Raw genomic sequence first — 16,498 nt, 5'->3', positions numbered from 1 at the left:
TGGGGCGCACACCTCAAGTACGTCGTCCCCGCACCCGAGGAATGACATGACGTTCCCGCGCGGGCGTCGTTGGCGGGTGACAGCCCACCACCAGGTCCTCCAGCCGAAGGCAACTGCCATGAGTCGCATCCAGGCCGAGACCCCCCTCGGGGGGCCCGGGTCGAGCGCGTCTGCCGGTGGCCTCGCAGCGTCGTCAGTGCCGGCAGTCTCGGACGTCCTGGCAGGCGAGGGGAGTGCGACTGGCCCTCCGAGGCAGGCTGACCGCCTCCTGGTCGACGCGCTGCGTGCTTCGAGCCATCCGGCAGACGATCGCTTCCACCGCTTGGTCCAGCTCGCCCAACGCGCCTTCGGCGTCAAGATGGCCGCCGTCAACCTCCTCGACGATACGACCCAGACCAGCTTGGCCATCGTGGGGACGCCGGCTGTCGAGCTGCCCAGGTCCGACTCGTTCTGTGACTGGACCGTGCAGCACGACACCTCTCTCGTGGTGCCGGATGCTCGGCTGGACCCACGGTTCTCCATGAAGCCGTCCGTCACCGGGGACCCGCACCTCAGGTTCTACGCCGGGGAGCCGCTCGCGGGCCCGGGCGGGACTCCGGTGGGGGCGTTGTGCGTCTTCGACGACGAGCCTCGTGAGGTCAGTGAGGACGAGTCACGACTGCTGCGTGATCTCGCCGACTGGGTCGAGAAGGAGCTGATCCACGACTCCGACCAGGCCCAGGCCCGTGAGGTGCAGCGCCGCCTGCTGCCCGCGTACCCGATCGTCGTTCCGGGCTACGAGCTCGCAGGTCGCACTGCTCCGGCACGCAACGTCGGAGGAGACTTCTTCGACTGGCAGGCACTCCCCGGCGGGACGGTCCAAGTGGTGCTCGCCGACGTGATGGGCAAGGGACTCACCGCGGCCGTGGTCGCAGCAGGGGTCCGTGCGGTGATGCGGGGGATGGCTCGCTTCAACGGGCTCGGCGAGACGGTCGGTCTGACGGCTGCGAGCATGGACGAGGACCTCAGCCACACCGGGACCTTCGTCACCATGTTCGCTGCCCGCTTGTTCCCGGCGACGGGCGATCTGGAGTACGTCGACGCGGGGCACGGTCTCGCTCTGGTCGTCCAGGCCGGTGGCGAGATCCGGATGCTCACGTCACGGGACCTCCCGCTCGGTGCCGTGCCGGGTGACCGCTGGCAAGTCCACCAGGACCGTCTCGAGGTCGGCGACACGCTGCTCATGGTCAGTGACGGGATCTTGGACCTGTTCCCCGACGTCTGGAGCGCGGTCCAGGCAGGGGTCGCGCTGTGCGCCGAAGGCCGCGATGCCCAGGAGATGGTGGACCGGCTCGCCGTGATCGGCGGGGAGGGGCCGCTCGACGACGACATCACCGTCTTCGTGGTCCGACGGGACGCCTCGTGACACGGATCCCGGGTGAGCGTCGACGTGGTCGTCACCCAGGGGGCGGTTTTCCGATCTGCACGGAACCGATGAAGGAGCTGGTGGCCTGATGAACCTCGAGAAGCGCATGCAAGGGCAGGTGGTGGTGCTGTCCTGCGCCGGGCGTCTCAACATGACCTCGGCCCGCGCGCTGCGCGACGCGGTCGGCACGACGGTGGAGGGGGGATCCTCGCGCGTGGTGGTCGACCTCACGAACACCTCGTTCGTCGACTCGTCCGGGCTGGGCGCGCTGGTCGCTGGTCTCAAGGTGGCGCGCCTCGCCGGTGGTGACCTCAGGATCGCCGGCGCGTCCGAGCAGGTGCGCACGGTCCTCAACCTGACCAACCTCGACCGCGTCCTCACCCCCCACCGGTCCGTCGCGGAGGCCTCCGATGGCTGGTGAGACCTACACCGTCTTCGGGCTCGCCGTCCCCGAGGGGCTCGACGAGCTGCACGACCTGATCGAGAGCATCGGCGAGGAACACCCCCATGTCTCCGACTCCGACCTGATGTTGTTCGAGACCGCCGTCATCGAGATCGCCGGCAACGTCGTGGAGCACGCCCGTCCGAGGGGGCAGGTCAAGTGGACCTTTACCCTGTCCGTGCTGCCTGACCGGATCGAGGCGGTCCTCGCCGACGACGGGGTGGCCTACGTGGCCAAGGGGGAAGGCGTTCCCGACATGCCAGTGGGCCTGACCGAGCGGGGCCGCGGCCTGGCACTCGCATCGCGCGTCCTGGACTTCCTGGTCCATGAGCGGATCCATGGGACGAACCGCTGGCGGATGGCGCGCACGCTCTCCTGAGCCGCGGCACGTCTGGTCTGGTCCACTGCCTGCCGTTCTCAAGGGAGGTGGACGTGCAGCCGACAGTGCCACCAGAGACGGGGAGCGGTTGCCCGTCAGCTCATGCGCCGGGCACGAATCCGGCGCTCGAAGCCGATGTCCATCGGTCCCCCCCAAGAAAGCAGGACACCTCTCCATGAAGATCACTCGCACTCTCGGCAGCCTGGTTCTCGCCAGCACCGTGCTCGCCCTCCTCCCCGCCGGGGCTGCCATGGCAGCTGACACGGGCGACACCACGGCCACGTTCACCCTCGAGGGCGGCAGCCTCGACGTCACCGCCGCAGCCGGCGCAGCGCTGACCGACGGCGCCCCCGGTGCCGCTTCGGTCTCGGGCTCCCTCGGCGCTGTCGGGGTCAGCGACACCCGAGGCAGCACCGCAGGCTGGGTCATGTCCGCCGCCTCGACGACCTTCGTCGACGGCGCCGGGTCGGTCTCCACCGGAGTCTCCTACAACTCCGGTGCCGCCACCGGGTCCACCGGCACGGTCACTCCCACCTCGGCAGGCACCACATCCATCACGGCGGTCGCTCCGGTGGCCGCGGGGGCCTCGGCCAGCGGCAACAACACCGCGTCGTACACCCCGACCCTGACGGTGGCCCTGCCGGCAAGCGCCCTCGCGGGTGCTTACACCGGCACCGTCACCACCTCGGTCGTCTGAGTCACTCTCCATGCGTCGACTGCTCATCCTGATCGCACTGGTGGCCGGGCTTCTGCTCCCGGCCGCCGGTGCGATCGGCAGCTCCCCCCTCCAGCCCGATCCCGCAGGGGTCGGGATCAGGCTCGTGGACGCGCCCGTCGCCACCCGTGACGACCCGCGGGCGCGGGTCTACATCATCGACCACGTCCACCCGGGGACGACCATCGAGCGGCGCATCGAGGTCTCCAACGACACCGGCAAGGCGTCCGCGATCGCGGTCTACGCAGCCGCGGCCGAGATCAAGGCCGGCTCGTTCGTGGGGCTCGAGGGCGACACCCCCAACGAGCTCTCCACCTGGACCACGCTCAGCGACACCAGCCTCCGCCTGCGCGACGGGGCCACATCGATGGTCGAGGTCACGATCGACGTCCCGTCCGACGCACCGCCCGGTGAGCAGTACGCCGTGCTGTGGGCCCAGGTGAGCTCCGGCGACGAGGGCGGCGGCGGCATCACCCAGGTCAGCCGGGTCGGCATCCGCGTCTACCTCTCCGTCGGCCCGGGCGGCGCACCCGCCTCTGCGTTCGAGATCGAGTCCTTCACGGCGATGCGCGACGCGACCGGCAGCCCGGTCGTCCAAGCGACGGTCCGCAACACCGGCGGCCGCGCGCTGGACCTCCATGGCGAGCTGAAGCTCGCCGACGGGCCCGCCGGCCTGACGGCCGGACCGTTCCCTGCCCGCCTGGGCACGACGTTGGCCGTGGGAGATGTCGAGCCGGTGACCATCGAGCTGGACGGGCAGCTGCCTAACGGGCCATGGGATGCCCGTCTCTCCCTGACCAGCGGTCTTCTCACGGAGAAGGCCCACGCTTCCTTGACCTTCCCGACCTCGGGCACCGGTCCGACGGTCGCCGTCGCCGACGACTCGAGGCCGTGGTGGTGGATCGGTGGCGCAATCGCAGCCCTCGTGCTGCTCGTCCTGGCGTGGCTGGCCTCGCGTCGGCGCCGCCGGCGGAGCACGGTCTCCACGTCGAGGCACGAGCCAGGGCTCGAGCAGGAGCCGTCGTACGTGTAGTCCGCGCCCTCGTCCACCCGCCTCACGAAGGTCACCAATGAGCCACCGCAGAGTCCCCCTCATCCTGCTCACCGCGCTCGTGCTCAGCCTGGCGTCCGTCCCGGCCGCGACCGCGGACCAGACGGCGATCAGCCAGGCCAGCATCACGCTGGTGGGCGGGGGCCTGTCGATCACCGCGCCGGCCGACGCGGGAAGCATCGCTTCCCGGTCCAACGAGGTGGGAGCGATCACCGTGAGCGGCCAGCTCGGCCTGGTGCAGGTCACCGACTCCCGCGGTGCCCCGCCCGGCTCGGGCTGGACGGCCACGGCGATCTCGACCGCCTTCACCCCTCCGTCCGGCCCAGCCATCGGTGCCGCGTCGGTCGGCTACACCGTGGGCACGATCGACAAGACCGGCACCGCGACGTACGCCGCCAACGACCCCGTCAACCTGACCGGGGTCTCGCCGGTCGTGACTGCCACGGGAGTCACCGGCGACAACTCCGCGAGCTGGAACCCGACCATCAGCATCGCGATCGGCGCCGGGATGGCTGCCGGTGTCTACGCCGGGTCCATCACCCATTCGGTCTCTTGACCGTTGGTCAGGCGACGAGGCGCCGTCGCACTTCGAGGGTCGCCCGCGTCATCAGCTGACTGACCCGGGATTCGCTGACAGCGAGGACCTGACCGATCTCGGCCAACGAGAGGCGCTCCCAGTAGTAGAGGGCCATCACGATCTGGTCGCGTTCGGGGAGGTCCCGGATCGCCGTCAGGACACCGGCCGGCAGACCCTCGGGCTCCCCGGGCAGGCCCTCGGTCGCTCGGAGCCCCTCATCGTCCGCGCCCTCGGAGTCGAAGCTCCCGAGCGTGGCGTAGGAGCTCTGGCTGTACCACTTGCGGAGCTCCTTGACCTCGATGCCGAGCTCGTCGGCGACCTCGGACTCGTGGGGCCTCCGGTGCAGACGCTGCTCGAGCGTGGCCGTGGCCAGGTTGATGTCACGCAGCTTCTCGCGGACGAGGCGGGGAACCCAGTCCGAGGAGCGCAGGCCGTCGACGATCGCTCCGCGCACGCGAGGGACGGCGTAGGTCTGGAAGAGGAGGCCGCGGTCGAGGTCGAACTTGTCGATCGCGTCCAACAGCCCCATCATCCCGTCGGAGATGAGGTCGTCCTGATCCACGCTGGCAGGCAGGCCGGCGCGCACCCGTCCGACGACGTACTTCACCAGCGGTGAGTAATGGACCACCAGACGGTCCCGCAAGTGTCGGTCACCTGTGGCCTTGAACCGGCGCCAGACGTCAGCGACGTCGCTGTCCACGTCCATGAAGATCCTCCGAGAGGCGCGTGTTGGTCGCCTGTTGCGACCGTAGCAGCGGCTGCTCTCCGGCGGACCTCAACTCTGAGTCTGCCCCGACCGAGGATGGCAGTGGATCCATCTCACGAGAAGGGGAGACCCATGGCGCGTTCCGGACACCAGCCCGTCGGGCCTGTCGACTCCCACCTGCTCAGCGACCCAGACGCTGTGCTCGCCGTTCTCAACGCGACCCGCGCGTTTCTCCGGGTCACCAGCCGCGAGGAGACGGTCGAGATCTTGCACGCCGTGATCGCGGAGCTCGATGGTGAGGTGGTGCCAGCGGCCCCAGACGGCGCATCAGAGACGTCGGACCAGCCGACCGACGACGTGTCTCTGGGCGTCGGCGAGCCCATGCATGTCGTGACCCTGACACCGTCGCGAGCCCCGATCGTCGAGCACCTCCCAGCACTGCTCCGAGATGCTGCCCTCGCGTCTGATCGCGCCGACGAGATGGCCGCCGGCCGGGCGAAGGACGCATTGACCGGCGTCGTGAGCCAGGGCAGGATCGCTGCCCGACTCGGAGCCGCGAAGAGTGGCGCCGTCGTGTGCATCCTGGACCTCGATGGTTTCAAGAGGATCAACGAGCGGTACGGGCACCTGGCGGGCGACGCGACGTTGCGCCGGTTCGGCAAGCACCTCCGCGACGGGACCAGACCGGGAGACTTCGTGGCCAGGGCCGGCGGAGACGAGTTCCTGGTCATCATCGAGGGCGACGTCGAGATCTCCGCCGCCTACCGCAGGATGAGCGGGCTGGCAGCGGCGTGGGCGCAGGCCGAGCAACACATCAGCAGCGTCTCGATCGGCGTCGCCGCAGTGGGCGAGGCCGGCCCCACGCAAGCCGCGGCTGCGGCCGACCGCGCGATGTACCGAGCGAAGCGGAGTGGCCTGGGGGTGGAGATCGCTCGCGACAGCGACGAGAGCCAGGTGTCCGGCTCGCTCGTGAACGAGACCTTCGAGGCCTACTTCAAGGGTTTGGTCAACGCCGACACGCTTCAGTCCTCCAGGGCCCTGTCGCGAGGTGCCGAGCAAGGGATGTCCCAGCAGGCGCTTGTGCAAGGCGTCATCGGCCGAGCCCAGAGCGCCGTCGGAGCCGGCTGGGCGACCGGTGACTGGGGCATCGCCGAGGAGCATGCAGCGACCCTGGTCGCCGAGCAGGCGTTGACGCTGCTCTCGCCCCCACCACCACGTTCGCCGACAGCGGTCCGTGTCGTCATGGCCTGCGCGGAAGGGGAGATGCACTCGATGCCGGTCCGGATGGCCGCTCAGCTCGCCAGGTCCGCCGATCTGGACATCGTCGTCCTGGGCGGAAGCATGCCCGCAGCCGACCTGGGCGCAAGTCTGCGCATCCTGACGCCAGCTGTGCTGGGACTGTCGGTGACCGTGGCCACCAACCTCATTGGCGCCCATCGATGCATCCTGCAGGCGCGCGCAGTCGGCATCCGTGTCATCGTCGGCGGTGCGGCCTGGGGCACGAGTCAACATCGGGCCCAGAGGCTTGGTGCGAGCCTGATGCTTCGCGAGGTCAGCGAGCTGGCCAGGTACGTGCACGAGGGTGGGGTGCCGGATCTCGGCGCCGACCCGGCACCCCTCGATGACGAAGCGATCCTCTTGGAACGGCCGCCGCCGGAACTCATGCAGGACGCGGTGGAGCTATGGTGCTCGCGTCAACAGACGGCGCCGTCCTCGAGCCAGCGTCACGACGCACTCGAGGCCCTCGACTGGGTTGCCCGGCATGCCGCGGCGGCTGTTGCCTGTGACGATGCTTCCGTGCTGGGAGACCTTGTCGAGAGTCAGGTTCGTGCCGCAGGCAAGCAGGGCGAAGACCTTCGAGCGATCCGCGACGTGTACGACGCGCTTGCTGACGCCCTGACCGCAGCTGCTCCGTGTGCCGCCGACATGCTGCGCTCGATCGGCGCGAGGCTGGCTCGCGCCCAAGCGGGCCAGGGACCCGGGGATCAACTTCGATCCGAATAGCCCTCAACTGGTCGCCTCGACCAACCGAGGACAGCACGGGATCGGGGTCGAGGTGCCTCCTGCGGGCCCCGACCGGAAGAGATCTCGTGCACCATCGGTCTCGACTCCGACGGCGCACTTCGACCACACCCTCTCGGGCACTAGGTGAGTCAGACACATGGACCGTGGACAGCATGGCGCTCGACGCCGCCCCCGGTGCTGTCGGCGGTGACGTCAGCTGGCTTGTGCGGGCTGGGGCTCGCTGAGCTCCGGGTCTTCCGCGAGGCCCTCAGCGCCGAAGAGGACCGCGTCTCTTGCTGGCGTCGGCTCGTGCACGGCCGCGTCGACGTCCTCCAAGCGCAGGTGACGACCGGGCAGGAGCTCAGCGTGCACGACCTCGTCCGTGCGTTGGGAGACACCGGCTCGGGCCGGTCGCGGCGCTCCTTGATGCACGTCTCCAGGCGGAGATGGATCTTCGGGACCTTCCGGATCTGGACGAGCTGTGCGAGCTGTGGGCCGCGCTACCCGAGGATGCAGACGACATCCTCCGCTTGACAGTGCCAGGTGTCCGCCTACCTGGCCAGATGCGCGGGAGCAGCGTGGCAAGCACAGAGTCTCGAGGTCAGGCCACAGATGAGCCGCAGATCCCGCAGCGGCACTGGTCCTCCTCCCGCTGGGGTGGCACCGAAGCACGGCACTTGTTCGACAATTCGGCCGGCAGCCTCAAGTCGTGCCGCGCGGAGGCCGAAGAACTCGGTGAGATTCAGGATGGCAGGTTCCCCCCGACCTCCATCTCGAAGAGGATCCTCAGCTGTCAACAGCAGGGTCCGCCTCGGAGGCTGGGCCCGTACCCCCCGTCGGGCCCGCCTCCGACTCTCATCTCCGAGGCAACCTCGGATAGCCGCGGCACTCGTTCGACAATTCGACCGGCAGCCTCAAGTCGTGCCGCACGCCTTCCGAAGAGCTCGGTGAGATCCAGAATGGCAGGTTCCCCCCGACCTCCATCCCGAAGAGGATCCTCAGCTGCCCCCCGCAGCAGGCTCCGCCTCGGAGGCGGGCCCGCCCCCCGTCGGGCCCGCCTCGGACTCTCGTCCTCGAGGCGGTGTCCACCGCGTCTCCCGGATCTGTCTGCTCGCGCGCGACCAGCTATCAGGACGCCGCAGGTCGCTGTCGGTGACGACCGCGAACGCGCTGGCCCTCAAGGCGTCACCTCGGACAGCCGATGCCCTCGTGCAAGAGGGGGGAGTTTCTCGAGTGTCTATTGGCGTAGGTCCTCGAACGAACCCACCCGGCCCCCAGGACCGGACGTCGCCGAGCCGACGTCCACCTGGGGGCCGGGTTCGATTTCTCGACGCAACGGGTGAGTGGCCGCCCGGAGGCGTGCGTGACGCTGAGCCACCTCAGCGCCGCCGGTGTGACAGGAGGTCTGGCTTCGCCGTCACCGATCCTGGAGTGGCACGAAGCCAACCATCCCGAGCCAAGTCGGGGCCCCGGAGGCAGAGGCCGTCATGGGTTGGGCTTCTGCCTCCGGGATGCAAGATCGGAGAGTGTCAGTTCCCGCCTACCTCACAGGCTTGCTCATCGGTCGTCCGACAGGCCCACTTGAGGGCCTGCGCAGATCGCCTCGGTCGAGTGTGGGGAGCCGGCGCGGACCAGGGCAGGAGTGGACGCATGGATGAAACCCGTCGGCCGAGCGTCTCAAGTCGCTGACTCCCGCGGCCGAAGACCAGTCCGAGAGTCACTGCGGACGGACCCCCGGTCCATCCGCTCCGAAAGGCAATTGCATCCGCCCATGCCGGCCACTGCCTTCGGGGCTCCGTCACTCGATCAGCGGTCCTCGAGCAAGACCCGCGGCACAGGGCGACACCACCACGACCTAGGAGCCTCTGTGTCACCCTCTCGACCTCTTCACACCGTGCTCGCAGCCAGCCTTCTCGGCGCCGGGATCACCCTGGTCAGCGCTGCGCCCTCCCCTGCGGTGCCGGTGGCTCCGACGCCTCAAGTCGTGACCTTCGATCACACCGGATCGAATCAGTCGTGGACCGTGCCCGACGGAGTGATCGAAGCGACCTTCGATCTATACGGCGCCCAGGGTGGGGGCGAGGGCAACGGTGGACTCGGCGGCCGCGCCACCGCCACCCTGTCGCTGATCCCCGGCGACGTCATCACCATCGTCGTTGGCGGCGCCGGCGAGCATCCAGGGATCCCCTCGAGCTTCAACGGCGGCGGTGACGGCTGGCACTCCGGCGGCGGGGCTAGCGACGTACGCATCGGGGGCCTCGGCCTGGCCGACCGCGTCCTGGTCGCCGGCGGCGGCGGCGGGGCTGCGTCGCTGTGCTTCGGCCCGGACAACTGGGGCGGCAACGGCGGCGAGACCGGTGAGGACGGCGCCTCCGGTAGCCCTTGCACCGGCACCCCTGGCGGCGGCGCGACCGCGGACGCCGGTGGGCAGAACTCGACCGACAACACCCTGGACGGCCTGGCCGGGCAGGGCGGCGGCCGCGACTCCGAGGCCGGCATGGTGTCGTCCTCCGGCGGTGGCGGCGGCTGGTACGGCGGTGCCGGTGCGATCAGCGCAGCCGCCGGCGGCGGCTCCAGCCACGGTCCGGCCGGAACGCTCTTCGAGACCGGCGTCCGCTCCGCCCAAGGTCAGGTGACGGTCACCTTCACGCCCTCGGAGAAGCTCACCGTCTCGCGCGTGGGGGCGGGTTCGGTCACGTCCGCACCCGCTGGAATCGACTGCGGGACCAGGTGCACCGCCATGTTCGACCAGAACACCGACGTCACCCTGACGGCCACGCCCGCCTCCGGCGCGACCTTCTCAGGCTGGTCGGGCGACTGCTCCGGCACCGGTCCGTGCACCATGCGACTGGACGAGGCGCGTGCCGTCACGGCTACCTTCGCCGCGATCGTGCAACAGGGGACTCCTGAGGACCCGGCTCCGGCGCTGAGCGAGGTTCGGGTCAAGCCCGGGAAGTTCACGAGCGACAGGCGGACCAAGGTCACGCTGCGCTGGCGGGTCTCCGAGGCCGTGGATGTGCGCGTCCGCCTCCGTCAGGTCTGCCAGGGCGAGGTCTGCGGACGGTACGACGCCGTGCGAGGCACAGCGCCTACCGGTGCGGGTTCCTACCGCCTTCGTCGGGACCTCAACCCCGCCAAGCTACGTCCCGGCCGCTACCGGCTGACCCTGGTGGCGATCGACACCGTTGGCCAGCGCGATCGTGAGCGCGTGCACTTCCGCGTTCGCCGCTGACGCTCGGACGCTGCTGCTTGAGGTGCCAGGCGACTGCACTGGTCCCGGCTGGGTGGGACCTTGGACACTGTCTGCGAATACCCCCCGGGGTTTAGCTTCGAAGTGTGAGCGGAACACACGAGAGCGTCAGGAAGAACATCGTCATCCTGGGCGCCGGCACGGCCGGGACCATGATCGCCAACAAGCTTCGGCACCGTCTTGATCGTGCTGACTGGCAGATCACCGTCGTCGACCGGGACGACGAGCACCACTACCAGCCCGGGTACTTGTTCGTGCCCTTCGGCGGGTACTCCCACGACCAGGTGGTCAGGTCGCGCCACGTGTTCCTCCCCGATGGGGTGGACTTCGTCATCGGCACGGTCGACAAGGTGGAACCGGAGGAGAACGCAGTCGTCCTCGAGGGTGGCCAGCGGCTGCCCTACGACCAGCTGATCATCGCCACCGGCACCACGCCGCGACCCGACCAGACGCCCGGCATGCTGGGTCCGGAGTGGCGCCGCAGCATCTTCGACTTCTACACGCTCGACGGCGCGGAGGCGCTTGCCGGGGCGCTGAAGCGCTTCGAAGGCGGCCGATTGGTCGTGCACATCACCGAGATGCCGATCAAGTGCCCGGTGGCGCCTTTGGAGTTCACGTTCCTCGCCGAGGCATGGTTGCGAGCACGCGGGCTCCGCGACCGGGTGGAGCTGGTCTTCGTGACCCCGTTGGACGCGGCTTTCACCAAGCCGGTGGCGGCTGCCCATCTGGGCGGGATGCTCGACGAGCGCAAGGTGCACGTCGAGACCGACTTCATGGTGGAGCGGATCGACACCGAGCGGAAGGTGCTGGTCTCCTTCGACGAGCGCGAGGTCCCGTTCGACCTCTTGGTGACGGTCCCGCTCAACATGGGCGCCGACTTCGTCGCTCGCTCCGGGCTCGGCGACGAGCTCAACTACGTGTCCGTGGACAAGCACACCCAGCTCTCGACGACGTTCGACAACCTCTTCGCCATCGGTGACGCCAGCGACATCCCTGCTTCCAAGGCCGGTTCGGTGGCCCACTTCTCCGTCGAGATCTTCGTCGACAACTTCCTCGAGCACATCGCCGGGCGACCGATGCCCGGCGCCTTCGACGGGCACGCCAACTGCTTCGTGGAGTCCGGCGACGACAAGGCGTTGCTGATCGACTTCAACTACGACACCGAGCCGTTGACCGGCAGGTACCCACTGCCCGTCGTCGGCCCGATGGCCCTGCTGAAGGAGACCCGCGCCAACCACCTCGGGAAGCTCGCCTTCCGATGGATCTACTGGAACGTCCTGCTCCCCGGGCGTCCCATCCCGCTCCCGGCCCTGATGTCGATGGCCGGGAAGCACCTGCCCGAGACCGAGCGAGAGAAGCAGGAGGCCTGACATGCCCACCACCACGATCGACAACCACGAGATCCACGTCGACGACGAGGGTTTCATGACCCAGTACGAGGAGTGGACCGAAGACCTCGGCGAGGGGCTCGCCGCCCAGATCGGCGTCGAGATGAGCGACGAGCACTGGAAGGCGATCCGCTTCCTGCGCAGCGACTTCCGCGAGCACGGCGAGACCGCGACACTGCGCCGCGTGGCGACCGTCGGCGGCATTCCGACCAAGGAGCTGTTCGCCCTCTTCCCCAAGAAGCCGGCCAAGAAGATGGCCTACATCGCCGGGCTGCCCAAGCCTCGCGGTTGCGTGTGAGAACAGGAGACCGTCATGACCACCACGCAGCACGCCCCGATCGTCCCGTCCTTCGACGAGGAGGACACCGGCCGAAAGCTTGCGATCATCTGCTCCAAGGGCAACCTGGACATGGCCTACCCCGGGTTGATCCTCGCCAACGCCGCCCTCGGTGAGGGCGTGGAGACGCACCTGTTCTTCACGTTCTGGGGCTTCGACATGATCAACAAGAGCACCATGCACGACCTGAAGTTCACGATGCTCGGCAACACCGCGACGCACATGCCCCAGGGTCTGGGCGGCCTGCCCGGCATGACCGCGATGGCCACCCGGCAGATGAAGAAGTCGATCGAGGAGATCGGTGTCCCCGAGGTGCCGGAGTTCCTCCAGCAGATCGTCGACTCCGGTGGCCACCTGTGGGCCTGCCGGATGTCAGCGGACATGCAGCACCTCGACGAGGCGGACCTCTACGACGAGGTCGAGGCCATCATCAGCGCCTCCGACTTCATCGAGAAGACCGACGGGGCCCAGCTGCTCTTCATCTAGGTCTCGCACGTCCCCCTGACAGCCCAGACCGCCCGAGTCCCAGGAGGACCGATGCAGCTCGACCCCACCAAGTTGACACCCGTCGTCAACCGCATCAAGCGCGCCCACGGCCAGCTTGCAGGCGTGCTCCGTCTGCTTGAGGAGGGGCGCGAGTGCGACGACGTCGTCACTCAGCTCGCAGCGGTCTCGAAAGCCCTGGACCGGGCCGGGTTCGTCATCATCGCCAGCGGCCTCCAGCAGTGCCTGGCCGAGGGGGACGGCACCGACAGTGTGGATGTGAAGAAGCTGGAGAAGCTCTTCCTCTCCCTCGCGTGATGGCCTCGCCGCTCAAGACCGGGGATCAACCCCGAGCTCAGGCGGGCGTCAGTCTCTGGGCAGGAGAGCGAGGGCGGCGCTGGGGTCGGCGCGGTAGCGCGTGATGAGCTCGCCCGTGGCGGCGTCGATCCTCACGTGCAGGGCTGTGCGGTAGTCGCTGAGCCTCGTCTCCTTGGCCCTGAGCCCGGCGATGACGTCAGCGACCTCGTGGTCGTCGCGAGGATCCGAGGCCCACAGGTGAGCCATCTGGTCGAGGTCGGGAAGATCGGGAAGCGCCACCGGCGCGGGCACCCGCATCAAGGTGCGCCGCGACCGTCCGGAGCCGGTGTCCCCGAGGACGCGCACCAGGTCTTCGAGGGTCAAGCCGTCGTCGGACACGGCCTGGGCCTCGAGGAGGTCGATCCGGCCGTGGAGGAGGCGCCGCCAGTAGGACACGGTGTCCTCCTCAGCAGCCAGGGCCGCCCGGTAGGCACGGAGCTGGCCGACGTCGAGCCCCGCCAGGTCTGGGGTGGACACGGCCGACCTGATGGGCGGTCGTGGCTGCGAGATGGACCGTTCCTGCTTCATGCGTGGTGTCCTCGTCTAGGGGGAGACGATGCCGAACCTACGCCCCAGCTGGGCAGGACGCGGAACGCCGCACCCTCAGGCGTGAAGGTGGCGACCGATCCGTGGAGCGTCGTTCCTGGCAGACTCCAGCACCGCCCGCCACGAGGTGCCCGGTTGCTGGCGGAGGAGGGCCCGGCGTTCGCGCTCGGTCAAGCCGCCCCAGACACCCCACTCGACCTGGTTGTCCAGCGCCTCGGCAAGGCACTCGGCGCGGACGGGACAACCGCCGCACAGCTGCTTGGCCTTGTTCTGCTTGGCGCCGCGCACGAAGAGCGCGTCAGGCTCCGCTTCGCGGCACAGGGCCGCGGCGGCCCAGTCGTCGTTCCACAGGACCAGGTCTGCCGGACTGTGTCCGACGCGTGCATGAGCAGCCATCGCGGTGCCGATCGAGTAGTCAGGGGCTCGCAAGGAGCCTCCAGGGGAGGGGGAGATCCGGAGGCGGGGCCGGCTCGGGGGGGTCGCCGGCCCCTGCCTCCAGAACGGAAGGTCCCGGGGGGATGACCTTCCGCAGCTTGCTCTCATGTAAGCCTTCGGTTGACGGGGACGAGGACTTGAGGCCTCGGCGCACAGACATTGGTGACGACCTCGTCTGGACGGGGACATCGGCCCATGGTCGGGATCGAGAGGCTGACCCCGCCGGGCGGCGGCGCTGGTTGACCCGGGTCGCGAAAGGCAGTTACCGTCGAGTTCTTGGACTAGTTCCGAGGCAGGCCACCCAGACCCCGTGACCTCAGTCGCCGCCATGGCCATGTCGGCTGACAGGACGAGGGGGCCCAGTGGATCGCGACGAGGTGTATCCCAGCGAGCTGGTTGGTGCAGCTGCCGCTCTGAGCCGGCTTCCCTTCGCACGTCGGTCCCGTCCTCATGGGCCGACCCGTCAGCCAGGCCTTGTGGGGCACTCCTTGATCAGCCGCCGCCGTCCGCACCGACCGGGGGGAAGGTGGCAGGACGGCGGCGGCGACCACCAGCTCACTGCCGTCCGTAGAGGGACCCCATGCCCCGTGTGGACGCGCACCCCCCAGAGCAACCCGATCGCCCCGGACGTCCCCGCTCATGCGGGCGGTCGGGTTGCTCATCTCTCCATGTCCGCGCGACCGAAGACGGTCACGCGGTCGGTCAGGCAGCGACGCGTCGGGTGAACACGACGACGTTGGCCTGGTAGCCACCGAGATCGGGGTCGTACTCGCCGCCGCAGGTGACCAGGTTCAGCGTGGTCTGGCCGCGCGACCCGGCGTACACCAGGTCGGCAGGGAAGTCGGCGTTGGCGAAGGTGGCGATCCGCCGGATCCGGAAGGTCACAGTGGTGCCGTCGGAGAGACCCACCTCGACGTCCTGTCCGACGCGCAGCGTCGCGAGCTCGGCGAAGACAGCGGGACCGTCCAGCGAGTCGAGGTGGCCGAGGATGACCGAGGAGCCGGGCTGTCCGGGGACGGTGCCGAGCTCGTACCACCCGGCACGGTCCGGGTTGGTCGGCACCTCGACGGTGCCGTCCTCGTGAAGACCGAGACCTACCAGCGGCGTCGACACCTGGATGGCCGGGATCCGCAGCTGCACCGGAGACACGTCGGGCTTCCGGGGTGTGGCGCCGGTCGCCGCAGCAGACTCGGTGGCGCCAGTCGCAGCGGACCCTGGTGACGACGCGACGAGCGGGTCCGAGGCGTCGCCGCAGCCGGCGATGAGCAGGACGCCGGCCAGCAGCAGCGCGACGCGACCGAGCGGGCCGCCCATCGCTAGTGCTGTCGCGCGGGTCGGGGGCGACGTAGGGACAGGGAGGCGCCGAGAGCCGCCACGGCTCCCAGCAGCACCAGGATCGCCGGGACCGGGAGGCCAGGAGACGAGCCGCTGCCCAGGCCGGTCGCCGGATGACCGACCGGGATCGTGGGTGTGTCGCTGCCGCCACCACTGCCGTCCCCGCCGCCTCCGCCGCTTCCGCCGCCGCCACCCGGCACCGTGCTGGTCGGCGTGGCCGACGGGTGCGGGTGACCGGATGACGAGGACTTCGGGGGCTTCGGGCTGGCGGAGGCGCTCGGCGCGGCCGACGCCGTCGCCGTCGCCGGCACTGTCGAGCTCGGCGAGCTCGACGGGTTCACCACTGTGGCGCACCCGGGCCGGGTGATGACGTTCGTGTCCAGGGTCACCGATCCGTTGCGGGCGAGCACGCGGCCTTGGACGGAGGCTCCGGTGGCGAGCGTCGCCGAGGTCAGCGCCATGATCGTCCCGACGAAGGTCGTGTTGGTGTCGAGGGTGGCGCTGCTGCCCACCTGCCAGAAGACGTTGCAGGGAGAGGCTCCGTTGATGAGCGAGACCGTGCTGTCCGGAGCGGTGACGAGCGTGCTGCCCGCCTTGAAGATGAAGACGGCGGCCGGGTCGCCCTGAGCGTCCAGGGTCACGGTGCCGGTCAGGTGCATGCCCGACGTGTGCTCCACCACCCCACTGGTCAACGTCATCCCACCGAGGTCACTGCCGGTGACGTCGGTGACGGTGGGGCGTCCCGCCGCCGAGTTGTAAGCACTGACGAGGTCCGACTGCGCCAGGTTGGCCACGGCGTCTGCGACGTGGATCGCGCCGCCGACCATCACCAGGGGCGGGACGCTGGTGATCGAGCTGCCTGGTCCGACGCCGACGTCGCCGGTGATCACCGACGTGCCGGTGTTCGTGATCGACTCCCCGGCCAGGACGGCGAAGGAGTCGGCGGACCCGAGGTCGACGGTGGCTTCCGCGGCCTGGGCGGGGGAGCCGGCGAGGCCGACGGTCAGCAGGACGACGCTGACCAGGCCGAGTGCTCCCGCAGGACGGGACGGCATGGTGAGGTGATCGCGGAACATGGGGCACAGCCT

18 protein-coding genes are annotated in these 16,498 nt (G+C 69.4%); 13 read left to right on the top strand and 5 right to left on the bottom strand.

Going from position 1 to position 16,498, the window contains the following annotated elements; all coding sequences use genetic code 11:
- The first annotated feature begins 46 nt into the window (after nt 1-46).
- The 6 genes from ABD295_RS14865 to ABD295_RS14840 all read left to right on the top strand — a co-directional run bounded on the left by ABD295_RS14865 (nt 47) and on the right by ABD295_RS14840 (nt 4,548).
- A complete protein-coding gene (locus ABD295_RS14865; RefSeq protein WP_344304562.1) occupies nt 47-1,405 on the top strand; it encodes a PP2C family protein-serine/threonine phosphatase in 1,359 nt (452 codons plus the stop codon).
- Nucleotides 1,406-1,493: 88 nt separating this feature from the next.
- Nucleotides 1,494-1,826, top strand: a complete 333-nt coding sequence (locus ABD295_RS14860; RefSeq protein WP_344304561.1) for an STAS domain-containing protein — start codon at nt 1,494-1,496, stop codon at nt 1,824-1,826.
- The gene (locus ABD295_RS14855) at nt 1,816-2,226 is read left to right on the top strand and encodes an ATP-binding protein (RefSeq protein WP_344304560.1); all 411 of its coding nucleotides are present in this window, start codon (nt 1,816-1,818) and stop codon (nt 2,224-2,226) included. Before ABD295_RS14860 ends, ABD295_RS14855 begins: the two co-directional genes overlap by 11 nt.
- 175 nt (nt 2,227-2,401) lie before the next feature.
- The gene (locus ABD295_RS14850; protein WP_344304559.1) at nt 2,402-2,923 is read left to right on the top strand and encodes a hypothetical protein; all 522 of its coding nucleotides are present in this window, start codon (nt 2,402-2,404) and stop codon (nt 2,921-2,923) included.
- Between the two features lie 10 nt (nt 2,924-2,933).
- Nucleotides 2,934-3,974 carry a COG1361 family protein gene (locus ABD295_RS14845; RefSeq protein ID WP_344304558.1) on the top strand — a complete coding sequence of 347 codons (1,041 nt, stop codon included), beginning with the start codon at nt 2,934-2,936 and terminating at the stop codon, nt 3,972-3,974.
- A 37-nt stretch (nt 3,975-4,011) separates the two neighbouring features.
- Complete coding sequence (locus ABD295_RS14840; protein ID WP_344304557.1) at nt 4,012-4,548, top strand: hypothetical protein; 537 nt, start codon at nt 4,012-4,014, stop codon at nt 4,546-4,548.
- Between the two features lie 7 nt (nt 4,549-4,555).
- Here ABD295_RS14840 and ABD295_RS14835 read toward each other — a convergent pair whose 3' ends face one another.
- Nucleotides 4,556-5,176, bottom strand: a complete 621-nt coding sequence (locus tag ABD295_RS14835) for a FliA/WhiG family RNA polymerase sigma factor (RefSeq protein ID WP_344304556.1) — start codon at nt 5,174-5,176, stop codon at nt 4,556-4,558.
- Between the two features lie 12 nt (nt 5,177-5,188).
- On the opposite strand from ABD295_RS14835, the gene ABD295_RS14830 reads away from it, so the two are divergent.
- The 7 genes from ABD295_RS14830 to ABD295_RS14800 all read left to right on the top strand — a co-directional run bounded on the left by ABD295_RS14830 (nt 5,189) and on the right by ABD295_RS14800 (nt 13,055).
- Complete coding sequence (locus tag ABD295_RS14830; RefSeq protein ID WP_344304555.1) at nt 5,189-7,279, top strand: diguanylate cyclase; 2,091 nt, start codon at nt 5,189-5,191, stop codon at nt 7,277-7,279.
- Nucleotides 7,280-7,423: 144 nt separating this feature from the next.
- Entirely contained in the window at nt 7,424-7,813 is a 390-nt protein-coding gene (locus ABD295_RS21240; RefSeq protein WP_425574084.1) for an RsiG family protein, read from the top strand.
- Between the two features lie 1,489 nt (nt 7,814-9,302).
- The gene (locus tag ABD295_RS14820) at nt 9,303-10,511 is read left to right on the top strand and encodes a glycine-rich protein (RefSeq protein WP_344304553.1); all 1,209 of its coding nucleotides are present in this window, start codon (nt 9,303-9,305) and stop codon (nt 10,509-10,511) included.
- Between the two features lie 104 nt (nt 10,512-10,615).
- Complete coding sequence (gene sqr / locus ABD295_RS14815; protein WP_344304552.1) at nt 10,616-11,899, top strand: type III sulfide quinone reductase, selenoprotein subtype; 1,284 nt, start codon at nt 10,616-10,618, stop codon at nt 11,897-11,899.
- A gap of 1 nt (nt 11,900) precedes the next feature.
- The gene (locus ABD295_RS14810) at nt 11,901-12,215 is read left to right on the top strand and encodes a TusE/DsrC/DsvC family sulfur relay protein (protein WP_344304551.1); all 315 of its coding nucleotides are present in this window, start codon (nt 11,901-11,903) and stop codon (nt 12,213-12,215) included.
- Nucleotides 12,216-12,230: 15 nt separating this feature from the next.
- Nucleotides 12,231-12,740: a DsrE/DsrF/DrsH-like family protein gene (locus ABD295_RS14805; protein WP_344304550.1), complete on the top strand. Its 510-nt coding sequence runs from the start codon at nt 12,231-12,233 to the stop codon at nt 12,738-12,740.
- Between the two features lie 51 nt (nt 12,741-12,791).
- Nucleotides 12,792-13,055: a metal-sensitive transcriptional regulator gene (locus ABD295_RS14800; RefSeq protein WP_344304549.1), complete on the top strand. Its 264-nt coding sequence runs from the start codon at nt 12,792-12,794 to the stop codon at nt 13,053-13,055.
- A 48-nt stretch (nt 13,056-13,103) separates the two neighbouring features.
- Here ABD295_RS14800 and ABD295_RS14795 read toward each other — a convergent pair whose 3' ends face one another.
- The 4 genes from ABD295_RS14795 to ABD295_RS14780 form a co-directional block, all read right to left on the bottom strand.
- Complete coding sequence (locus tag ABD295_RS14795; protein WP_344304548.1) at nt 13,104-13,571, bottom strand: RsiG family protein; 468 nt, start codon at nt 13,569-13,571, stop codon at nt 13,104-13,106.
- 126 nt (nt 13,572-13,697) lie between these two features.
- Nucleotides 13,698-14,036, bottom strand: a complete 339-nt coding sequence (locus ABD295_RS14790) for a WhiB family transcriptional regulator (RefSeq protein WP_344305452.1) — start codon at nt 14,034-14,036, stop codon at nt 13,698-13,700.
- A 741-nt stretch (nt 14,037-14,777) separates the two neighbouring features.
- Nucleotides 14,778-15,389, bottom strand: a complete 612-nt coding sequence (locus ABD295_RS14785) for a sortase domain-containing protein (protein ID WP_344304547.1) — start codon at nt 15,387-15,389, stop codon at nt 14,778-14,780.
- 2 nt (nt 15,390-15,391) lie between these two features.
- A complete protein-coding gene (locus ABD295_RS14780; RefSeq protein ID WP_344304546.1) occupies nt 15,392-16,486 on the bottom strand; it encodes an ice-binding family protein in 1,095 nt (364 codons plus the stop codon).
- Between the last annotated feature and the right edge of the window lie 12 nt (nt 16,487-16,498).

It is taken from the genome of Nocardioides bigeumensis (assembly GCF_039531755.1).
Taxonomy (GTDB): Bacteria; Actinomycetota; Actinomycetes; order Propionibacteriales; family Nocardioidaceae; genus Nocardioides; species Nocardioides bigeumensis.
The sequence above is the reverse complement of the archived record's forward strand: the minus strand, read 5'-3'. Positions and strand labels throughout refer to the sequence as shown.